This is a genomic window from Bradyrhizobium jicamae (genome assembly GCF_018130695.1).
Taxonomy (GTDB): Bacteria; Pseudomonadota; Alphaproteobacteria; order Rhizobiales; family Xanthobacteraceae; genus Bradyrhizobium; species Bradyrhizobium jicamae_B.
On sequence record NZ_JAFCJX010000003.1, the window covers coordinates 79835 to 94734 of the forward strand.

Annotated in this window: 16 protein-coding genes; 8 read left to right on the plus strand and 8 right to left on the minus strand. The window is 65.4% G+C overall.

What is annotated here, in order from left to right:
* Nucleotides 1-93 precede the first annotated feature (93 nt).
* Nucleotides 94-1257: a DUF2865 domain-containing protein gene (locus JQ604_RS05560; RefSeq protein ID WP_212354106.1), complete on the minus strand. Its 1164-nt coding sequence runs from the start codon at nt 1255-1257 to the stop codon at nt 94-96.
* Nucleotides 1258-1406: 149 nt separating this feature from the next.
* On the minus strand, nt 1407-1715 hold the full coding sequence (locus JQ604_RS05565) for a hypothetical protein (RefSeq protein WP_212354108.1): 309 nt from the start codon (nt 1713-1715) through the stop codon (nt 1407-1409).
* Nucleotides 1716-2009: 294 nt separating this feature from the next.
* Between JQ604_RS05565 and cysS the strand changes: the two genes are divergently transcribed.
* From cysS to JQ604_RS05585, 4 genes are all read left to right on the plus strand, one after another.
* The gene (gene cysS / locus JQ604_RS05570) at nt 2010-3410 is read left to right on the plus strand and encodes a cysteine--tRNA ligase (protein ID WP_212354109.1); all 1401 of its coding nucleotides are present in this window, start codon (nt 2010-2012) and stop codon (nt 3408-3410) included.
* Nucleotides 3407-3916 carry a GNAT family N-acetyltransferase gene (locus JQ604_RS05575; RefSeq protein WP_212354110.1) on the plus strand — a complete coding sequence of 170 codons (510 nt, stop codon included), beginning with the start codon at nt 3407-3409 and terminating at the stop codon, nt 3914-3916. The genes cysS and JQ604_RS05575 overlap by 4 nt, the downstream gene beginning before the upstream one ends.
* Complete coding sequence (gene cimA / locus JQ604_RS05580; protein WP_212354112.1) at nt 3913-5511, plus strand: citramalate synthase; 1599 nt, start codon at nt 3913-3915, stop codon at nt 5509-5511. Before JQ604_RS05575 ends, cimA begins: the two co-directional genes overlap by 4 nt.
* A 117-nt stretch (nt 5512-5628) precedes the next feature.
* Entirely contained in the window at nt 5629-6006 is a 378-nt protein-coding gene (locus JQ604_RS05585; RefSeq protein ID WP_212354114.1) for a VOC family protein, read from the plus strand.
* A gap of 3 nt (nt 6007-6009) precedes the next feature.
* Here JQ604_RS05585 and JQ604_RS05590 read toward each other — a convergent pair whose 3' ends face one another.
* Nucleotides 6010-6615, minus strand: coding sequence for a TIGR00730 family Rossman fold protein (locus tag JQ604_RS05590; protein WP_212354116.1), 606 nt, complete (start codon nt 6613-6615; stop codon nt 6010-6012).
* Nucleotides 6616-6828: 213 nt separating this feature from the next.
* Here JQ604_RS05590 and JQ604_RS05595 point away from each other — a divergent pair, with 213 nt between their 5' ends.
* The 4 genes from JQ604_RS05595 (at nt 6829) to JQ604_RS05610 (ending at nt 11470) form a co-directional block, all read left to right on the plus strand.
* Nucleotides 6829-8820, plus strand: a complete 1992-nt coding sequence (locus tag JQ604_RS05595) for an ABCB family ABC transporter ATP-binding protein/permease (RefSeq protein ID WP_212354118.1) — start codon at nt 6829-6831, stop codon at nt 8818-8820.
* A gap of 43 nt (nt 8821-8863) precedes the next feature.
* Nucleotides 8864-9577: a phosphatidylserine decarboxylase gene (locus JQ604_RS05600; RefSeq protein WP_349631056.1), complete on the plus strand. Its 714-nt coding sequence runs from the start codon at nt 8864-8866 to the stop codon at nt 9575-9577.
* Nucleotides 9578-9657: 80 nt separating this feature from the next.
* Nucleotides 9658-10539, plus strand: coding sequence for a CDP-diacylglycerol--serine O-phosphatidyltransferase (gene pssA, locus JQ604_RS05605; RefSeq protein ID WP_212354655.1), 882 nt, complete (start codon nt 9658-9660; stop codon nt 10537-10539).
* A 178-nt stretch (nt 10540-10717) separates the two neighbouring features.
* The gene (locus JQ604_RS05610; protein ID WP_212354120.1) at nt 10718-11470 is read left to right on the plus strand and encodes an RraA family protein; all 753 of its coding nucleotides are present in this window, start codon (nt 10718-10720) and stop codon (nt 11468-11470) included.
* A 126-nt stretch (nt 11471-11596) separates the two neighbouring features.
* Here the strand turns inward: JQ604_RS05610 and JQ604_RS05615 are convergent, their stop codons facing one another.
* The 5 genes from JQ604_RS05615 to JQ604_RS05635 all read right to left on the minus strand — a co-directional run bounded on the left by JQ604_RS05615 (nt 11597) and on the right by JQ604_RS05635 (nt 14700).
* The gene (locus tag JQ604_RS05615; RefSeq protein ID WP_212354122.1) at nt 11597-11800 is read right to left on the minus strand and encodes a hypothetical protein; all 204 of its coding nucleotides are present in this window, start codon (nt 11798-11800) and stop codon (nt 11597-11599) included.
* Entirely contained in the window at nt 11797-13014 is a 1218-nt protein-coding gene (locus JQ604_RS05620; RefSeq protein ID WP_212354124.1) for a radical SAM/SPASM domain-containing protein, read from the minus strand. Before JQ604_RS05620 ends, JQ604_RS05615 begins: the two co-directional genes overlap by 4 nt.
* Nucleotides 13015-13110: 96 nt before the next feature.
* Complete coding sequence (locus JQ604_RS05625; protein ID WP_212354132.1) at nt 13111-13314, minus strand: hypothetical protein; 204 nt, start codon at nt 13312-13314, stop codon at nt 13111-13113.
* A gap of 210 nt (nt 13315-13524) precedes the next feature.
* Nucleotides 13525-14145: a TerC family protein gene (locus JQ604_RS05630; RefSeq protein WP_212354134.1), complete on the minus strand. Its 621-nt coding sequence runs from the start codon at nt 14143-14145 to the stop codon at nt 13525-13527.
* 231 nt (nt 14146-14376) lie between these two features.
* Nucleotides 14377-14700, minus strand: a complete 324-nt coding sequence (locus tag JQ604_RS05635) for a hypothetical protein (protein WP_249158045.1) — start codon at nt 14698-14700, stop codon at nt 14377-14379.
* Between the last annotated feature and the right edge of the window lie 200 nt (nt 14701-14900).

Consider the following 14900-nt stretch of genomic DNA (forward strand, 5'->3'; position numbering starts at 1 on the left):
GGATTCCCTGCGTGGAGAGAGCCCCCACCCGCCGCGCTCTTCGAGCGTGTCGGCCTCCCCCGCAAGCGGGAGAGGCGAAGAAGAACGATCGCTCTACTGCTTCGGCGGGATGAACGTCGGGCCGACCGAACGGATCGGCCGATCGCCTGACGCTGCCGGCGGCGTTTCGGCCGCGGCAGCCGGCGGCTGCGGAGCGGCCTGTGCGGCCGTCGGCGCGCCCTTCTTGCTCGACGCCTTCGGCTGCTGCTTCTCCTGCGCGCGCTGCTGCATCTTCTTCGCGCTCTCTTCGGTGACGATGATGTCACCCTGCTGCGCGGCCTCGGCCTTGTCGTCGATCGACTTCAGCGCGTCCGCCCAGCTCTGGCCCGCCGCCTTGCAGGAGCAGGACGGGTTGAACTCGGTGCGATATTTGAACGCGTTCGGCAGCGATGAATAGGACTGGCCGCTGATCGACACCGCCTGGTTGATGTCCTCGCCCGGATTGCGATAGGCGAACAGCGAGGCCTCCGCCGCCGGGCAGAGCGCCTTGCAGGTCCGCTCGTCGTCCGCGAAGCGCGCCTGCGAGGTTGCGTAGGAGATCGGGAAATAGGCGCCGTCGCAGCTGCGCACGCACACGGTGCGGAAGGTGCCGGACTGGGCGCCATATTCGGGGCCGGGCGGCGGCAGCTGGCTGTTCGGATTGCCAAAGAGATTGTCGATGAAGCTGCCGGGGCCGCGCGCGGCGGCCGCCGCATATTGCGGGCCGCAATTGTTCTGCGCCAGCGCGGTCAGCACCGAGCGGCGCTGGTTCTCGCGGTCGGAGCCGCCGAGCCCGCCGGAGCGCAGCCGCTCCAGATTCTGGGTCATCTGGTCGAGATTGGCGCGCATCTGCTGGATCTGGGTATTGACCGGACCGCACTGCGCCGAATTGTTGTTGAACAGCGAGAAGAAGCCGGAGCTCTCGCAGCCCATCCGCTTGGCCTGCTGGGTCACGCGGTCGAGTTCGGCCTGCTGCCGGGAGGCTGCGTCCTGATAACGGCGGATCTGCTCGTCCTTGGCCGGATCGCCGCTGCCGCCGCCGCGATCGATGGTCGCGAGCTGGCCTTCGAGGCGGACGCAGATCGGGTTGGCCTGCGCGCCGCCTTGCTGCTGCGGCGGTGCCCCGGGCGGGCCGGGCGGCATCTGCGCCAGCGCGCTGCTCGCCGGCATGGCGAGGCCAGCCAGCACGGCGCAGGTCAAAAACCAGCGGGAGAAGAGACGAGCAGAGCTATCGGGCATATCCAGCCATTACATCGGCGCCGCGCGGCAAATGCCTGATCACGCGGCCAAGGCGGCCCCAAATAGCCTGTTCTCGGGGCAGCGTCACGTCGTTTCCGCGGCGCCGCTGTGGCAAAAAGCCCGTTTCTCGCCAGTTGCTTGGCGGGATTTCAGCGCTGGCAGGTGATGGCCACGTATTCGCCGCAGCTATTTCCGGTGCATTTCTCGTTGGCCGGCCGCGGGACCGCGCCGGTGATCTCGTCGGGATCGACCCGGCGATAGCTCGAGGCCTGGGCGAAATCGCGTGACTGGCAGTAGGCGCGGGCGGCGTGCGCGCCGCATTTGTCGCCATGAGCGAGGCACTGGTCGATGCCGTAGCCGTCAGCCTGATTGGCGATGATGAAGACGCGGCTATCGGCGAACGCGGCCGAGGCGGCGAAGAGGGACGCGCAGGCAATCAATGCTGAAATGGGCCGCATGGGTGCACCGATGAAAAGGTGAAATCCGCATGTCACCGGATAAGCCCAAATCCTTAAGAATGATTAACCACCGCGGAACCCGACGTCGGTTGCCGCGAAAAGATCGGCAAAACCGCACCCAGCAGGCCCTTGACGCCATGGAGGGGCCGTGAGAGAGGTGGAACCATGAACGGTCACCTCGCCATCTGCAGCATTTGCCGCGAGATTATTAGCTAGCGATTCGCTGGCTGAGGCCGTCTTTTCTCAATCATCCTGAGATCATTGGACCGCCCGGCCGCAAGGTAGGGTCATCCCATGGAATTGCGTCTCTACGATACGTTGACCAAGGAGAAGCGGCCGTTCGTGCCGCTCGATGCCGCCAATGTCCGCATGTATGCCTGCGGACCGACGGTCTACGACTTCGCTCATATCGGCAACGGTCGTGCCGCTGTTGTCTTCGACGTGCTGTTCCGCGTGCTGCGGCATCGCTTCGGCGCCGAGCATGTGAAGTACGTCCGCAACATCACCGACGTCGACGACAAGATCAATGTGCGCGCCGCGCGCGACTATCCCGGCGTGCCGCTGAACGAGGCGATCCGCAAGGTCACCGAGACGACCTATCAGCAGTATCAGGACGACGTCACGGCGCTGGGCTGCTTGGCCCCGACGGTGCAGCCGCGTGCGACCGAGCACATCCCGGAGATGCGCGCGATCATCGAGAAGCTGATCGCCGGCGGTTTCGCCTACGCCGCCGAGGATCACGTGCTGTTCTCGCCGCAGGCGATGAACGCGGCCAATTCGGCACTGCCGCGCTACGGCGCGCTGTCGAAGCGCTCGCTCGACGAGATGATCGCCGGCGCCCGCGTCGACGTCGCGCCCTACAAGCGCGACAACACCGACTTCGTGCTGTGGAAGCCGTCGAAGCCGGGCGAGCCGTCATGGCCGTCGCCGGCCGGCATCACGGTCGAGGGCCGTCCCGGATGGCACATCGAATGCTCGGCGATGGCCTGGAAGCATCTCGGCGAAAAATTCGACATCCATGGCGGCGGCATCGACCTCGTGTTTCCACACCATGAGAACGAGCTCGCCCAGACCTGCTGCGCGTTCCATTCCGACCGCATGGCCAATGTCTGGATGCACAACGGCTTCCTGCAGCTCGAGAGTGAGAAGATGTCGAAGTCGCTCGGCAACTTCTTCACCATCCGCGAGATGCTGGCCGATTGGCCGGGCGAGGTGCTGCGGTTGACCATGCTGAAGACGCATTACCGATCGCCGCTCGACTGGACTCAGAAGGGTGCCGAAGAGAGCGCGAAGACGCTCGACGACTGGTATGCGGTCGCAGCCGATGTCGAGGCTGCCACGCCGCCGCCGGCTGTCGTCGAGGCGCTGTATGACGACCTCAACACGGCGCAGACCCTGGCCGAGCTGCATGCGCTGCGCAATGCCGGCTCGAGCAACGCGCAGAAGCTCAGGGAGTTCGCAGGATCGCTGCGGCTGCTCGGCTTCTTCTCGGAGAGTGCGGAGCAATGGAAGAGCCGGAAGCAGCAGGCGAGCGGAGTCGATGTCAAACTGGTCGAGGCGCTGATTGCCGAGCGCACGGCGGCGCGCGCGCGAAAGGATTTTAAAGAGTCCGATCGCATCCGCGACCAGCTTGCGGCGATGGGCGTGACCATCAAGGACTCCAAGGACGGCACCACCTGGGAGATCGCGCGATGAGCGAACGGGAAAAGCCGGCGCTGCGGCCGTATCTGCCGGCGGATGCGCCGCTGCTGGCGGCGATCTTCGCCGCGTCGATCATGGAATTGACCGGCGACGATTACAGCGAGGCGCAGCAGGAGGCCTGGGCGATGGCCGCCGAGGACGAGGCTGATTTCGGCAAGAAGCTCGCGGGCCAGCTCACGTTGATCGCGACGCTCGGCAATTCGTCTGTCGGCTTTGCCTCGCTCAAGGGCACGGACAAGATCGACATGCTCTATGTGCATCCGAGCGCGGCCGGGCAGGGCGCGGGCAGCGCGCTCTGTGACGCGCTGGAGAAGATCGCGGGCGCCCGCGGCACCAAGAGCCTCACTGTCGATGCCAGCGATACCGCGCTCGAATTCTTCCGCAAGCGCGGCTACGTCGCGCAGCAGCGCAACTCCGTGACCATCAACGGCGAATGGCTCGCCAACACCACGATGCAAAAGGCGCTCGACGGCGCCGTGGCCCCGGGAGGCCTGCAATGAGCCGCGAACGCCTCTATCTCTTCGACACCACGCTGCGCGACGGCGCGCAGACCAACGGCGTCGACTTCACCTTGCAGGACAAGCAGGTGATCGCGAAGATGCTGGACGAGCTCGGCATCGACTATGTCGAGGGCGGCTATCCCGGCGCCAATCCGACCGACACCGAATTCTTCAGCCAAAATCCCGGCTTCGATCATGCCCGCTTCACCGCCTTCGGCATGACGCGCCGGCCCGGCCGCTCGGCGTCGAACGATCCGGGCCTTGCCGGCATCCTCGAGGCCAAGGCGGATGCGATCTGCTTCGTCGCAAAATCCTCGGCCTATCAGGTCCGCGTGGCACTGGAGACGACGAATGAGGAGAACCTCGCCTCGATCCGCGACAGCGTCAGCGCTGCGAAGGCGCTCGGGCGTGAGGTGATGGTCGATTGCGAGCACTTCTTCGACGGCTACAAGGAGAACCGCGAGTTCGCACTGGCCTGTGCCAAGGCGGCGTATGAGTCCGGCGCGCGCTGGGTGGTGCTGTGCGACACCAATGGCGGCACCATGCCGCATGAGGTTGAGACCGTTGTCGCCGATGTGATCAAGCATGTGCCCGGAGCCAATCTCGGCATCCACGCCCATAACGACACCGAGCAGGCGGTGGCCAATTCGCTCGCCGCGGTGCGCGCCGGCGTGCGGCAGATCCAGGGCACGCTGAACGGGCTCGGCGAGCGCTGCGGCAACGCCAATCTCTGCTCGCTGATCCCGACGCTGCGGCTGAAGGGCGAGTTCGCCGACAAGTTCGAGATCGGGGTGTCGGCCGAGAAGCTGGCAACGCTGGTCAAAGTGTCGCGCACGCTCGACGACATGCTCAACCGCGCGCCGAACCGCCACGCGGCCTATGTCGGCGAGAGTGCCTTCGTCACCAAGACCGGCATTCATGCGTCCGCAGTGCTGAAGGATCCGCAGACCTATGAGCATGTGCTGCCGGAGCTGGTCGGCAACCACCGCAAGGTGCTGGTGTCGGATCAGGCCGGCCGCTCCAACGTGATCGCCGAGCTCGACCGCGCGGGCATCGCCTATGAGAAGAGCGATCCGCGGCTGACGCGCCTGGTCGAGGAGATGAAGGAGCGCGAGGCGGCGGGCTTCGCCTACGAGTCCGCCAACGCCTCGTTCGATCTGCTGGCGCGGCGCACGCTCGGCAAGGTGCCCGAGTATTTCAAGGTCGAGCAGTTCGACGTCAATGTCGAGCAGCGCTACAACGCCAACGGCCAGCGCGTCACGGTGGCGCTCGCGGTGGTCAAGGTCGACGTTGCCGGCGAGCGGCTGATCTCGGCCGCTGAAGGCAACGGCCCGGTCAATGCGCTCGACGTCGCGCTGCGCAAGGATCTCGGCAAGTACCAGAAGTACATCGACGGGCTGAAGCTGATCGACTACCGCGTGCGCATCCTCAACGGTGGCACCGGCGCAGTCACCCGCGTGTTGATCGAGAGCGAGGACGAGAACGGCGACAGCTGGACCACGGTCGGCGTCTCCCCGAACATCATCGATGCCTCGTTCCAGGCGCTGATGGATTCGGTGGTGTACAAGCTCGTGAAGTCGGGCGCGCCTGCTTAGGAGAGATGTAGCCCGGATGGAGCGCAGCGAAATCCGGGAAAGTCGACCCGCGGATGCACATGCCCCGGATTGCGCTGCGCTCCATCCGGGCTACTGTTGACGGAGGGAGGCCCATCAATGATCGACCACATCTCCGTCGGCGTCAGCGATCTCGAACGCTCTGCGCGCTTCTACGAGCCGACGCTGGCGGCGTTGGGTCTCACGCGCCTCGTTACGCGGCCGGCGACGATCGGCTTCGGCAAGGCCTATCCGGAATTCTGGCTCAATCTGCGCCCGGGAATGCCGCAGGTCGCGCATGAATGCGGCACGCATATCTGCCTGCGCGCGAAGACGACAGCCGAGATCGATGCCTTCCACGCCGCCGCGGTGTCATCCGGTGGCCGCTCCGACGGCGGCCCGGGCCTGCGCCCGCACGACCGTGTCAGCTACTACGCGGCGTTCGTGCTCGATCCCGATGGCAATCGGATCGAGGCCGTCACTTTCCCGAGCGCATAAACCTCACATCCGCCGCGCGACCTCGGGGACCATCTGCTTGGCTTCCTCCGGCACCTTCGCGGCAGCCGAGCGCAGCTTGGGCAGGATGTCCTCGACGCGGTCGGCCATCAGCACGTCGACGGTGAACGGCGCGCGGATGAATTCGGTGGTGCGCATGTGGCTCAGCAGCGAGAGCAGGGGCTGCCAGAAATCGTCGATATTGGCGAGCAGCACGGGCTTGGAATGGCGGCCGAGCTGCTGCCAGGTCAATTGCTCGACCAGCTCCTCCAGCGTGCCGACGCCGCCGGGCAGCGCCACGAAGGCGTCGGAGCGTTCGAACATCAGCCGCTTGCGCTCGTGCATGTCGGGGGTGACGACCATTTCCTGGATCCGCGTCAGCGCGTTCTCGCGCGCGCGCAGGAATTCCGGAATGATGCCGGTGACGACGCCGCCATGATCGAGCACGGATTCGGCGACCGCGCCCATCAGGCCGACCGAACCGCCGCCATAGACCAGACGGACATTGTTCTCGGCGAACACCTTGCCGAGCCCTTTTGCTGCCTCAACGAAACGGGGATTGTTGCCGGCACCGGAGCCGCAATAGACACAAACGGTTTTGATCTGATTCATGCGGTCCATGTGGCACTGCAACGCAAAAAGCGTCAAGTCCGGGATATGGGCATGGAGAGGCCAAAAATCCCGCAAATCCCCGTAAATCGCGAAAGAATTTCGTCATAAGGCTGTACGGGGCATTCAAACGATCTATATGACGGTCAGAATGTCACAAAGCGAACAACATATGACGGCGACCCGGTGCGCCGCCCCGCACCGGGCTGTCAGCTGATGGCCCATCATCACCACGGCTCGGTACCGGCGACCGACGCGTCGACCCCCTCCAGCGCGAACGCCGAGAAGGCGACCCTGGTCGGGACGCTGGTTCATCTCTGGCCCTACATCTGGCCGGGCGATCGCGCCGACCTGAAGATGCGCGTCGTCTGGTCGGTGGTGCTGCTGCTGTTCGCCAAGCTCGCGACGCTCTCGGTACCCTTCACCTTCAAATGGGCGATCGATGCGCTGAACGGCACGAACTCGGCGCCGGTGCAGTCCGACAACTGGATGATGTGGCTGATCGCGTCGCCCTTACTGATGACGATCGGCTACGGCGCGGTGCGCATCATCATGGCGGTGCTGACGCAGTGGCGCGACGGCATCTTCGCCCGCGTCGCCATGCATGCGGTGCGGCGGCTCGCCTATCTCACCTTCGTCCACATGCACGAGCTGTCGCTGCGCTTCCATCTGGAGCGCAAGACGGGCGGCCTGACGCGGGTGCTGGAACGCGGCCGCACCGGCATCGAGACCATCGTGCGCATGGTGATCCTGCAGCTGATCCCGACCATCGTCGAGGTCGCGCTGTTGTCGGCCGTGCTGTTCTGGCAATTCGACTGGCGCTACGTGGTGGCGGTGCTGATCACCGTCGTCGTGTTCATGTACTTCACCTATGTCGCGACCGAGTGGCGGATCGAGATCCGCCGCAAGATGAACGACTCCGACACCGAGGCGAACACCAAGGCGATCGACTCGCTGCTCAACTACGAGACCGTGAAATATTTCGGCGCCGAGGAGCGCGAGGCCCGGCGCTACGACCGCTCGATGGAGCGCTACGAGCAGGCCAGCGTGAAGACCTACACCTCGCTCGCCGTGCTCAACACCGGGCAGGCGATCATCTTCACCGCGGGCCTCACCGCGACCATGATGATGTGCGCCGTCGGCATCCGCAACGGCACCCACACCGTCGGCGATTTCGTGCTGATCAACGCCATGATGATCCAGCTCTACGTGCCCCTGAACTTCATGGGCATGGTCTATCGCGAGATCAAGCAGGCGATCATCGACATCGAGAAGATGTTCGAGGTGCTGTCGCGTAATCCGGAAGTCAAGGATCGTCCGGGCGCGCAGCCGCTTTCGATCTCGGCCGGCACCGTCCGTTTCGAGGACGTGCGTTTCTCTTACGATCCCGATCGTCCGATCCTGCGGGGCCTGAGCTTCGAGGTGCCGGCCGGCAAGACGGTCGCGATCGTCGGCCCCTCCGGCGCCGGCAAGTCGACGATCTCGCGGCTCTTGTTCCGCCTCTACGACATCTCCGGCGGCAAGATCCTGATCGACGGCCAGGACATCCGAAATGTGACGCAGGCCTCGCTGCGCGCATCGATCGGCATGGTGCCGCAGGACACCGTGCTGTTCAACGACACCATCCGTTACAACATCCGCTACGGCCGCTGGGACGCCAGCGATGTCGAGGTGGAGGAGGCGGCGCAGCTCGCGCAGATCGACGCCTTCATCAAGATGTCACCGAAGGGATACGAGACCCAGGTCGGCGAGCGCGGCCTGAAACTCTCCGGCGGCGAGAAGCAGCGTGTGGCGATCGCGCGCACCATTTTGAAGGCGCCGCCGATCCTGGTGCTCGACGAGGCGACCTCGGCACTCGACAGCCATACCGAGCACGAGATCCAGGAGGCGCTGGACCGGGTCTCGCGCAACCGCACCTCGCTGGTGATCGCGCACCGCCTCTCGACTATCGTCGGCGCCGACGAGATCATTGTGCTTGATCAGGGCCGGATCGCCGAACGCGGCACCCATGCCCAGCTGCTGGCCGCCGACGGCCTCTATGCCAGCATGTGGAACCGGCAGCGCGAGGCCGAGGCGGCCCGCGAAAAGCTCGCCCAGATCGACGACGACAACGAGGCGCCGAACCGCCTGCCGCCACAGGTGGCCGAGCCTGGCGCCGATTCGGCCCCGGCGCCGGCCGACAAGCCCTTGCCGACCGCCGCGGAATAGTCGAAGTAGGGCGCCGATCTCCCGCCGATGGGGCGGGGCAGACGTGAAGCGAGCCCAGATGTCGATCGCCAACTCCATCCGCCAGCAGATCCCTCCGATTCACCCCGAGGGCTATCCGTTCATCGGCGGCTTTGCGCTGGCGAGCCTGATCCTGTTCTGGCTGTGGAGCCCGCTCGGCTGGATCGGCGTCGTGCTGACGGTCTGGTGCGCGCTGTTCTTCCGCGATCCCGTGCGTGTCACGCCGGTCCGCGACGGCATCATCGTGTCGCCGGCCGACGGCCGCGTCTCGCTGGTGATGCAGGCGTTGCCGCCGGCCGAGCTCGGTCTCGGCGACAAGCCGCTGCCGCGGGTCTCGATCTTCATGAGCGTGTTCAACTGCCATGTGAACCGCAGCCCGGTGGCCGGCCGCATCGACCGCATCGCCTATCGTCCCGGTGCCTTCATCAATGCCGAGCTCGACAAGGCGAGCGAGGACAATGAACGCAACGCGCTGGTCATCTCGACGCCGAACGGCCGGATCGGTGTGGTGCAGATCGCGGGCCTCGTGGCGCGCCGCATCGTCTGCTTCGTCAAGGAAGGCCAGTCGATCGGGGCCGGCGAGCGCTTCGGCCTGATCCGCTTCGGCTCCCGCCTCGACGTCTACATGCCCGAGGGCACCAGGGCGCTGGTCTCCGAAGGCCAGACTGCTGTCGCCGGCGAGACTGTCCTGGCCGACTTCCGCGACGCCGACTCGGGGCGGACATTCCGCGCCGATTAACCATTTATCCCGCTGGATCAGATGGTTCCGCCGCGCGATGGCGGAGCCGGGCAGCACTTGCTATATTGGATCGCATGATGATGCCATCCGATCCGAACTCGACCGAGTACCGCCGCCGGCGCTTCCGCCCGATCCCGGTGCGGATGCTCGTGCCCAACATGATCACGCTGCTCGCGATCTGCGCGGGCCTGACGGCGATCCGGCTCTCCACCGAAGGGCGGATGGAGCTTGCGGTCGCGGCCATCGTGTTCGCCGCCGTGCTCGACGGCATCGATGGCCGCGTCGCGCGGCTGATGAAGGGCCAGTCGAAATTCGGCGCCGAGCTCGACAGCCTCGCCGACTTCGTCAATTTCGGCGTGGCGCCCGGCCTGATCCTGTATTTCTGGCAGCTGCATGATTTGAACAATGGCGGCTGGATCGCCGCGATGGTGTTTGCGATCTCCGGCGGCCTGCGGCTGGCGCGCTTCAACGCCTCGATCGACGATCCGAACAAGCCGCCGTTTGCCGCGAATTATTTCACCGGCGTGCCGGCGCCGGCCGGCGCGGTGACCGCGCTGTTGCCGGTCTATCTCTCGTTCCTTGGCGTGCCGATGCCGCCGGCGACGCTGACCGCGTTCTATACGCTCTTGATCGCGTTCCTGATGGTGTCGCGCCTGCCGGTGTTCTCCGGCAAGTCTGTGAAGATGCGGGTGCCGCCGGAGATGGTGCTGCCGGTGTTCGTCGCGGTGGTGTTCTTCGTCGCGCTGCTGATCGGCTATCCTTGGCACATCCTGTCGGCCGGTACGGTGCTCTATCTGTTGAGCCTGCCGTGGGGCTGGAAGTCCTATCGCGACCACGAGCGCGAGCTTGCCGCGCAGACGCCGGCGGAGAGTGCGCCTGCGCCGACGTCGGCACCCGCTGCGACATATTCGCCGCAGGCCTCCAGTGCCGACCAGGACAACCGCCCGGCGCGGTTGAACTAGAAGACCCTCATGGTGAGGAGGCGCGCAAGCGCCGTCTCGAACCATGAGGCCACAGTCGGGCCTCGTCCTTCGAGACGCCGCTCCGCGGCTCCTCAGGATGAGGGGTAAGACCTTCCACGGATATCAGCCATTCCCGTTCCCTGAGTTGGGTTCGCACCCGATCTCGGCTATAGCCGGGATGCATCCTCGCGAAGCCAAAAATCAGGAGAGAAACGCCGTGACCACATCTGCCCCGTTGCCCGCATCCGTCCTCGAAGCGTTGGCGCGCTACGACACGCCGACGATCTGCAACGCGATGGAGATCGTGGCGCCCGAGCGCAGGCTGATCGGCTACACCGTGAAGCCGCTGGTCTGTCCGTTTCCGACGCTGCCGCCGATCGTCGGCTATGCGCGCACGGTCGCGATCCGCTCGGTGCTGAAGTCCGGCCTCTCGGCGGAAGAGCAGTCGAAGCGCCGCATCGAATATTACGAATATGTCGGCACCGGCTTCGGGCCGCGCATCTCCGTGATCCAGGACATCGACGGTCCGGACGTCGGCTACGGCGCGTTCTGGGGCGAGGTGCAGAGCAATGTGCACAAGGCGCTCGGATGCCTCGGCGTCATCACCGACGGTTCGATCCGCGACATCCCGCAATGGGCGCCGGGCTTCCAGGCGCTGGCCGGTTCGATCGGTCCGTCGCATGCCTGGGTGCATGCCGAGAGTTTTGGCGGTGAAGTCCGCGTCGCCGGCATGACCGTGCGCTCCGACGATCTGATCCACGCCGACAGCCATGGCGCCATCGTGATCCCCTATGAGGTCGCCGCCAAGCTGCCGGAAGCCGCCGAGCTCTGCGGCCGCCGCGAGACCCCGATCCTCGAGATCGCGCGAGCCAAGGATTTTACGCTGGAGAAGCTGAAGGACGCGCTGAAGAAGTCGGCGGAGATTCACTAGCTCCGATGCCGTAGGGTGGGCAAAGGCGCATAGCGCCGTGCCCACCATCCACGGCGTGCTCGCGATGGTGGGCACGCTTCCGCCTTCGCTCGTTGAGCTACGGCGGACGGGGTCGCTTTGCCCACCCTACGATTCACTGCCCTCGCGCAGGCGATCAATCCGCTGCATGGTCTCGATTACGAGATATCCGCCGTCGCGGTAGCGCTCGCTGATCTCGAGCGCATCGCCGTGGCAGTGCGGGCAGGTGCGCGCGCCCTCGAAGACGTATCGAACGCACTGGCGGCAGAGCACCAGCACCGGCGCCGCTTTGGCGTGTCCGCTCGCAATCATGTGCAGCGCGCCTCCGGTGTTGGTTCCCTGGGCAACGGCTCCTCGATCAGCGCGAAGCGGCCGGTGGCAAACGGCAGGGCCGGGGCGTCCTCGACCTTGACGATGCGCTCGCGGATGCCGCGCTCGGCGAGCGTGAGCACGCGGTGATGACAATAGGGGTTGTTGCCGCGGCGGCCGAGCAGGGAGTCTGCGGTCCAGGTACAGCCGCCGCGACAGGCCTCGGCATAGTAGCAGTCGCGGCAAAAGCCCCAGAGGTCGTCAGTGCCGCGCGCGCGGTTGAACTGCAGCGCCGGGTGCGATTGCCATAATTCGGCGATCGATGTGGAACGAACATCGCCGGCGCCGTAACGATCGGTCGCCAGCGACGGGCATCCCTTCACCGTGCCGTCGGCTTCCAGCCCGATCACATTCTGTCCCGCGGGGCAGCCTGAGTAATAGCCGCGGTCCGGGCCGCGCCACAGCACCTCGTGCGGGCCGAAATAGCCGATATTGTTGCCGGGCAGCAGCACCAGATCGTGCGCGCGCCCTTTCAGATGCAGCTCCGCCAGGAGCGGCATCAGTGTCGCGAGATCGTAGGGCTGCAGCAGGATGTCGTCGTGATCGACCGCATTGCCCATCGCGACGGTGAGCTGCACCTGCCAGTACTTTGCGCCCGCCGCGATGATGGTCTCCATCACCTGCGGAAGATCAGGCATCACCGACGCCGTGATCTGGGTGTTGACGCTCGCGGTTAGCCCGATCTGCCGGCAATCGTCGAGCACGCGCAGCGCTTCGCGATAGGAGCCGCGGACGCCGCGCAGCCGGTCATGCAGCGCCTCGGGCCCGTCGATGGAGACGCCGAGGCCGAGCAGGCCGGCGTCGGCCGCGGAGCGCAGCATGGACGACGACAGCTTGTAGGCGCCGCTCTGCATGGTGCAGTCGATGCCGTGGTCGCTGATCGCGCGGATGATGGTCAGCCAGTCCCGGCGGATGAAGGCCTCGCCGCCGATGATCGAGATCTCGCGGGTGCCGAGCTCGGCGAGCTGCCGGATCACGTCGATGCATTCGTCGGTCGTCAGCTCGCGGGCGCGGCGATGGCCGGCCCGCGAGCCGCAATGGATGCATTTCAGATTGCAGGCGAGCGTCAGCTCCCACACCACATAGACCGGCACGCAGTCGAGCTGGTCGCTGAGCGACAGCCGTCGTCGCGGCGTATCGTCGAGAGCTTGATCCATTGCATGTCGTCCGGAGGGCTCGCACGGCGGTTCGCATGCGGGGCGCAGGAACCGCGCCCCGATTGCGACGTCAGGCCGAAGGTCGCGATGCCGGCGTCAGCCGCCTTTCGCCTTGATCGCGGCGTCGAGGTCCTTCAGCGACGCCTTGAGATCGTCGGCGTCGGCGCCGTTGTGATCCTTCAGCAGATCGTTCGCCACCGTCTTGTAAGCCTTCAGCGTATTGAGATCGGCATATTTGCACTTGTCGCGAATGATGACGCCATAGAGCGGACGGATTCCGCCGGAGGTGGGTGCTGCCATTGTCATATCTCCAATGAAGTTGGTTTTTCCAATCTGAGTCGAACTGACGCCGGACACTTCTGCCGACGTCAGTTCGACCCTCGCGGCAAGTGTGCGGGGCGCTGGCAGCGAATGCAACCTAAAAGTGAGTCATGGAACATCACAGTTTAAGGAGGTATCGTGAGCGGTCGCCACGGCAAGGGCCGCGGTGCGGACCGCCGCCGTGCCACATTATGTCGGCGCGATCCTGGCGACATCGCCGGCGCCGCGGATCGTCATGTCGATGGCGACATAGAGAATGACGGCGAGGCCGACATAGGCGATCCAGCGATAGTTTTGCAGCAGCCGCGCGATGAAGGCCGCGGCGGCGCCCATCATGGCGATCGAGAGCATCAGGCCGAAGACCAGAACGATCGGGTGCTCGCGCGCCGCGCCGGCTACGGCGAGCACATTGTCGAGCGACATCGAGACGTCGGCGACGATGATCTGAGTGGTTGCCTGCAACAGGGTTTTTCGCGGCGCCATCGCGCCCGGTCCGCCGGCGGTCGCCAGCTCGGCGGTGTGAGATGCGCGCAATTCGCGCCACATCTTCCAGCACACCCATAGCAGCAGGAGTCCGCCCGCCAGCAGCAGGCCGACGATCTGCATGATCTGCGTCGCCACCACGGCAAACATGATGCGCAGCAGCGTCGCCGCACCGATGCCGATCAGGATCGCCTTGCTGCGCTGTTGCTCGGGCAGGCCGGCGGCGGCGAGACCGATCACGACGGCGTTGTCGCCGGCCAGCACGAGGTCGATGACGACGACCTGCACCAGCGCGCCGAGCATATCGAGCGAAAACAGTTCGGACATGGATCTTGCTCCCCTTGCTGTCGGGGAGTGGTCCGATCCTGACGTGGGATATATCGCCATCCGGCTGAAGATCCGAACGGCGCCACAGGTCGAAACAGGGCCACTCCAACTTCATTCCAGTCCGACATCGCAGCTTTTTGGCTGCCAGAGGGGCCCGGCCTGGGACTTACCGCATGATCCGGAAAAGTGTGAAGCGGTTTTCCGAGAAGATCATGCGCAAACAAACGCGGTTTACGGTCGCGAACCCGGACGGAGCGCAGCCTGTTCCTCGAAGAACAACGCCGCCTGGTCCGGCTCGCCGAGAATTGCCGCCGCGCACCCCATCAGGGTGAATGCGCCGGCAAAATCCCACAAGGTGATGTGCGTCGAATTCCTCTGCACGTGAATGGCGCAGGCCACGATCGCGGTGATCGCCGCCTGTATGAACAGCAGCATGCTGAGCGCGGGCAGGACGAGCCCCGGCTCCAGCAGGCGGATGGCCAGAATCGTCGGCAGCGCGGTCAGCGCGCCGAACAGCAGCAGCATGCCGTACGGTTGCAACGGCGCATTGCGCATGATCCTGTTCGAAGCGGACGCAAACATCGTGCTCTCGCTCGCGCAAGGCCCGGCAATCGCGCCACGGCCTGATTTGAGGTCACACGATACCAGAACGCAGCTATGCCGGCGCGTGGCGGAGCGCCGCAGATGGGTGTAGTCCTCTGCGACCGCGAGCCGCGCGACAAACTGTGCAAATCCACATCAGAATGGAACTCGGC

What these genes read in the sequence shown, in the direction of transcription:
- JQ604_RS05560 (WP_212354106.1), bottom strand. Translation starts at nt 1,257, where the DNA reads ATGCCCGATAGCTCTGCTCGTCTCTTCTCCCGCTGGTTTTTGACCTGC.
- JQ604_RS05565 (WP_212354108.1), bottom strand. Translation starts at nt 1,715, where the DNA reads ATGCGGCCCATTTCAGCATTGATTGCCTGCGCGTCCCTCTTCGCCGCC.
- cysS (WP_212354109.1), top strand. Translation starts at nt 2,010, where the DNA reads ATGGAATTGCGTCTCTACGATACGTTGACCAAGGAGAAGCGGCCGTTC.
- JQ604_RS05575 (WP_212354110.1), top strand. Translation starts at nt 3,407, where the DNA reads ATGAGCGAACGGGAAAAGCCGGCGCTGCGGCCGTATCTGCCGGCGGAT.
- cimA (WP_212354112.1), top strand. Translation starts at nt 3,913, where the DNA reads ATGAGCCGCGAACGCCTCTATCTCTTCGACACCACGCTGCGCGACGGC.
- JQ604_RS05585 (WP_212354114.1), top strand. Translation starts at nt 5,629, where the DNA reads ATGATCGACCACATCTCCGTCGGCGTCAGCGATCTCGAACGCTCTGCG.
- JQ604_RS05590 (WP_212354116.1), bottom strand. Translation starts at nt 6,615, where the DNA reads ATGAATCAGATCAAAACCGTTTGTGTCTATTGCGGCTCCGGTGCCGGC.
- JQ604_RS05595 (WP_212354118.1), top strand. Translation starts at nt 6,829, where the DNA reads ATGGCCCATCATCACCACGGCTCGGTACCGGCGACCGACGCGTCGACC.
- pssA (WP_212354655.1), top strand. Translation starts at nt 9,658, where the DNA reads ATGCCATCCGATCCGAACTCGACCGAGTACCGCCGCCGGCGCTTCCGC.
- JQ604_RS05610 (WP_212354120.1), top strand. Translation starts at nt 10,718, where the DNA reads ATGCATCCTCGCGAAGCCAAAAATCAGGAGAGAAACGCCGTGACCACA.
- JQ604_RS05615 (WP_212354122.1), bottom strand. Translation starts at nt 11,800, where the DNA reads ATGATTGCGAGCGGACACGCCAAAGCGGCGCCGGTGCTGGTGCTCTGC.
- JQ604_RS05620 (WP_212354124.1), bottom strand. Translation starts at nt 13,014, where the DNA reads ATGGATCAAGCTCTCGACGATACGCCGCGACGACGGCTGTCGCTCAGC.
- JQ604_RS05625 (WP_212354132.1), bottom strand. Translation starts at nt 13,314, where the DNA reads ATGGCAGCACCCACCTCCGGCGGAATCCGTCCGCTCTATGGCGTCATC.
- JQ604_RS05630 (WP_212354134.1), bottom strand. Translation starts at nt 14,145, where the DNA reads ATGTCCGAACTGTTTTCGCTCGATATGCTCGGCGCGCTGGTGCAGGTC.
- JQ604_RS05635 (WP_249158045.1), bottom strand. Translation starts at nt 14,700, where the DNA reads ATGCGCAATGCGCCGTTGCAACCGTACGGCATGCTGCTGCTGTTCGGC.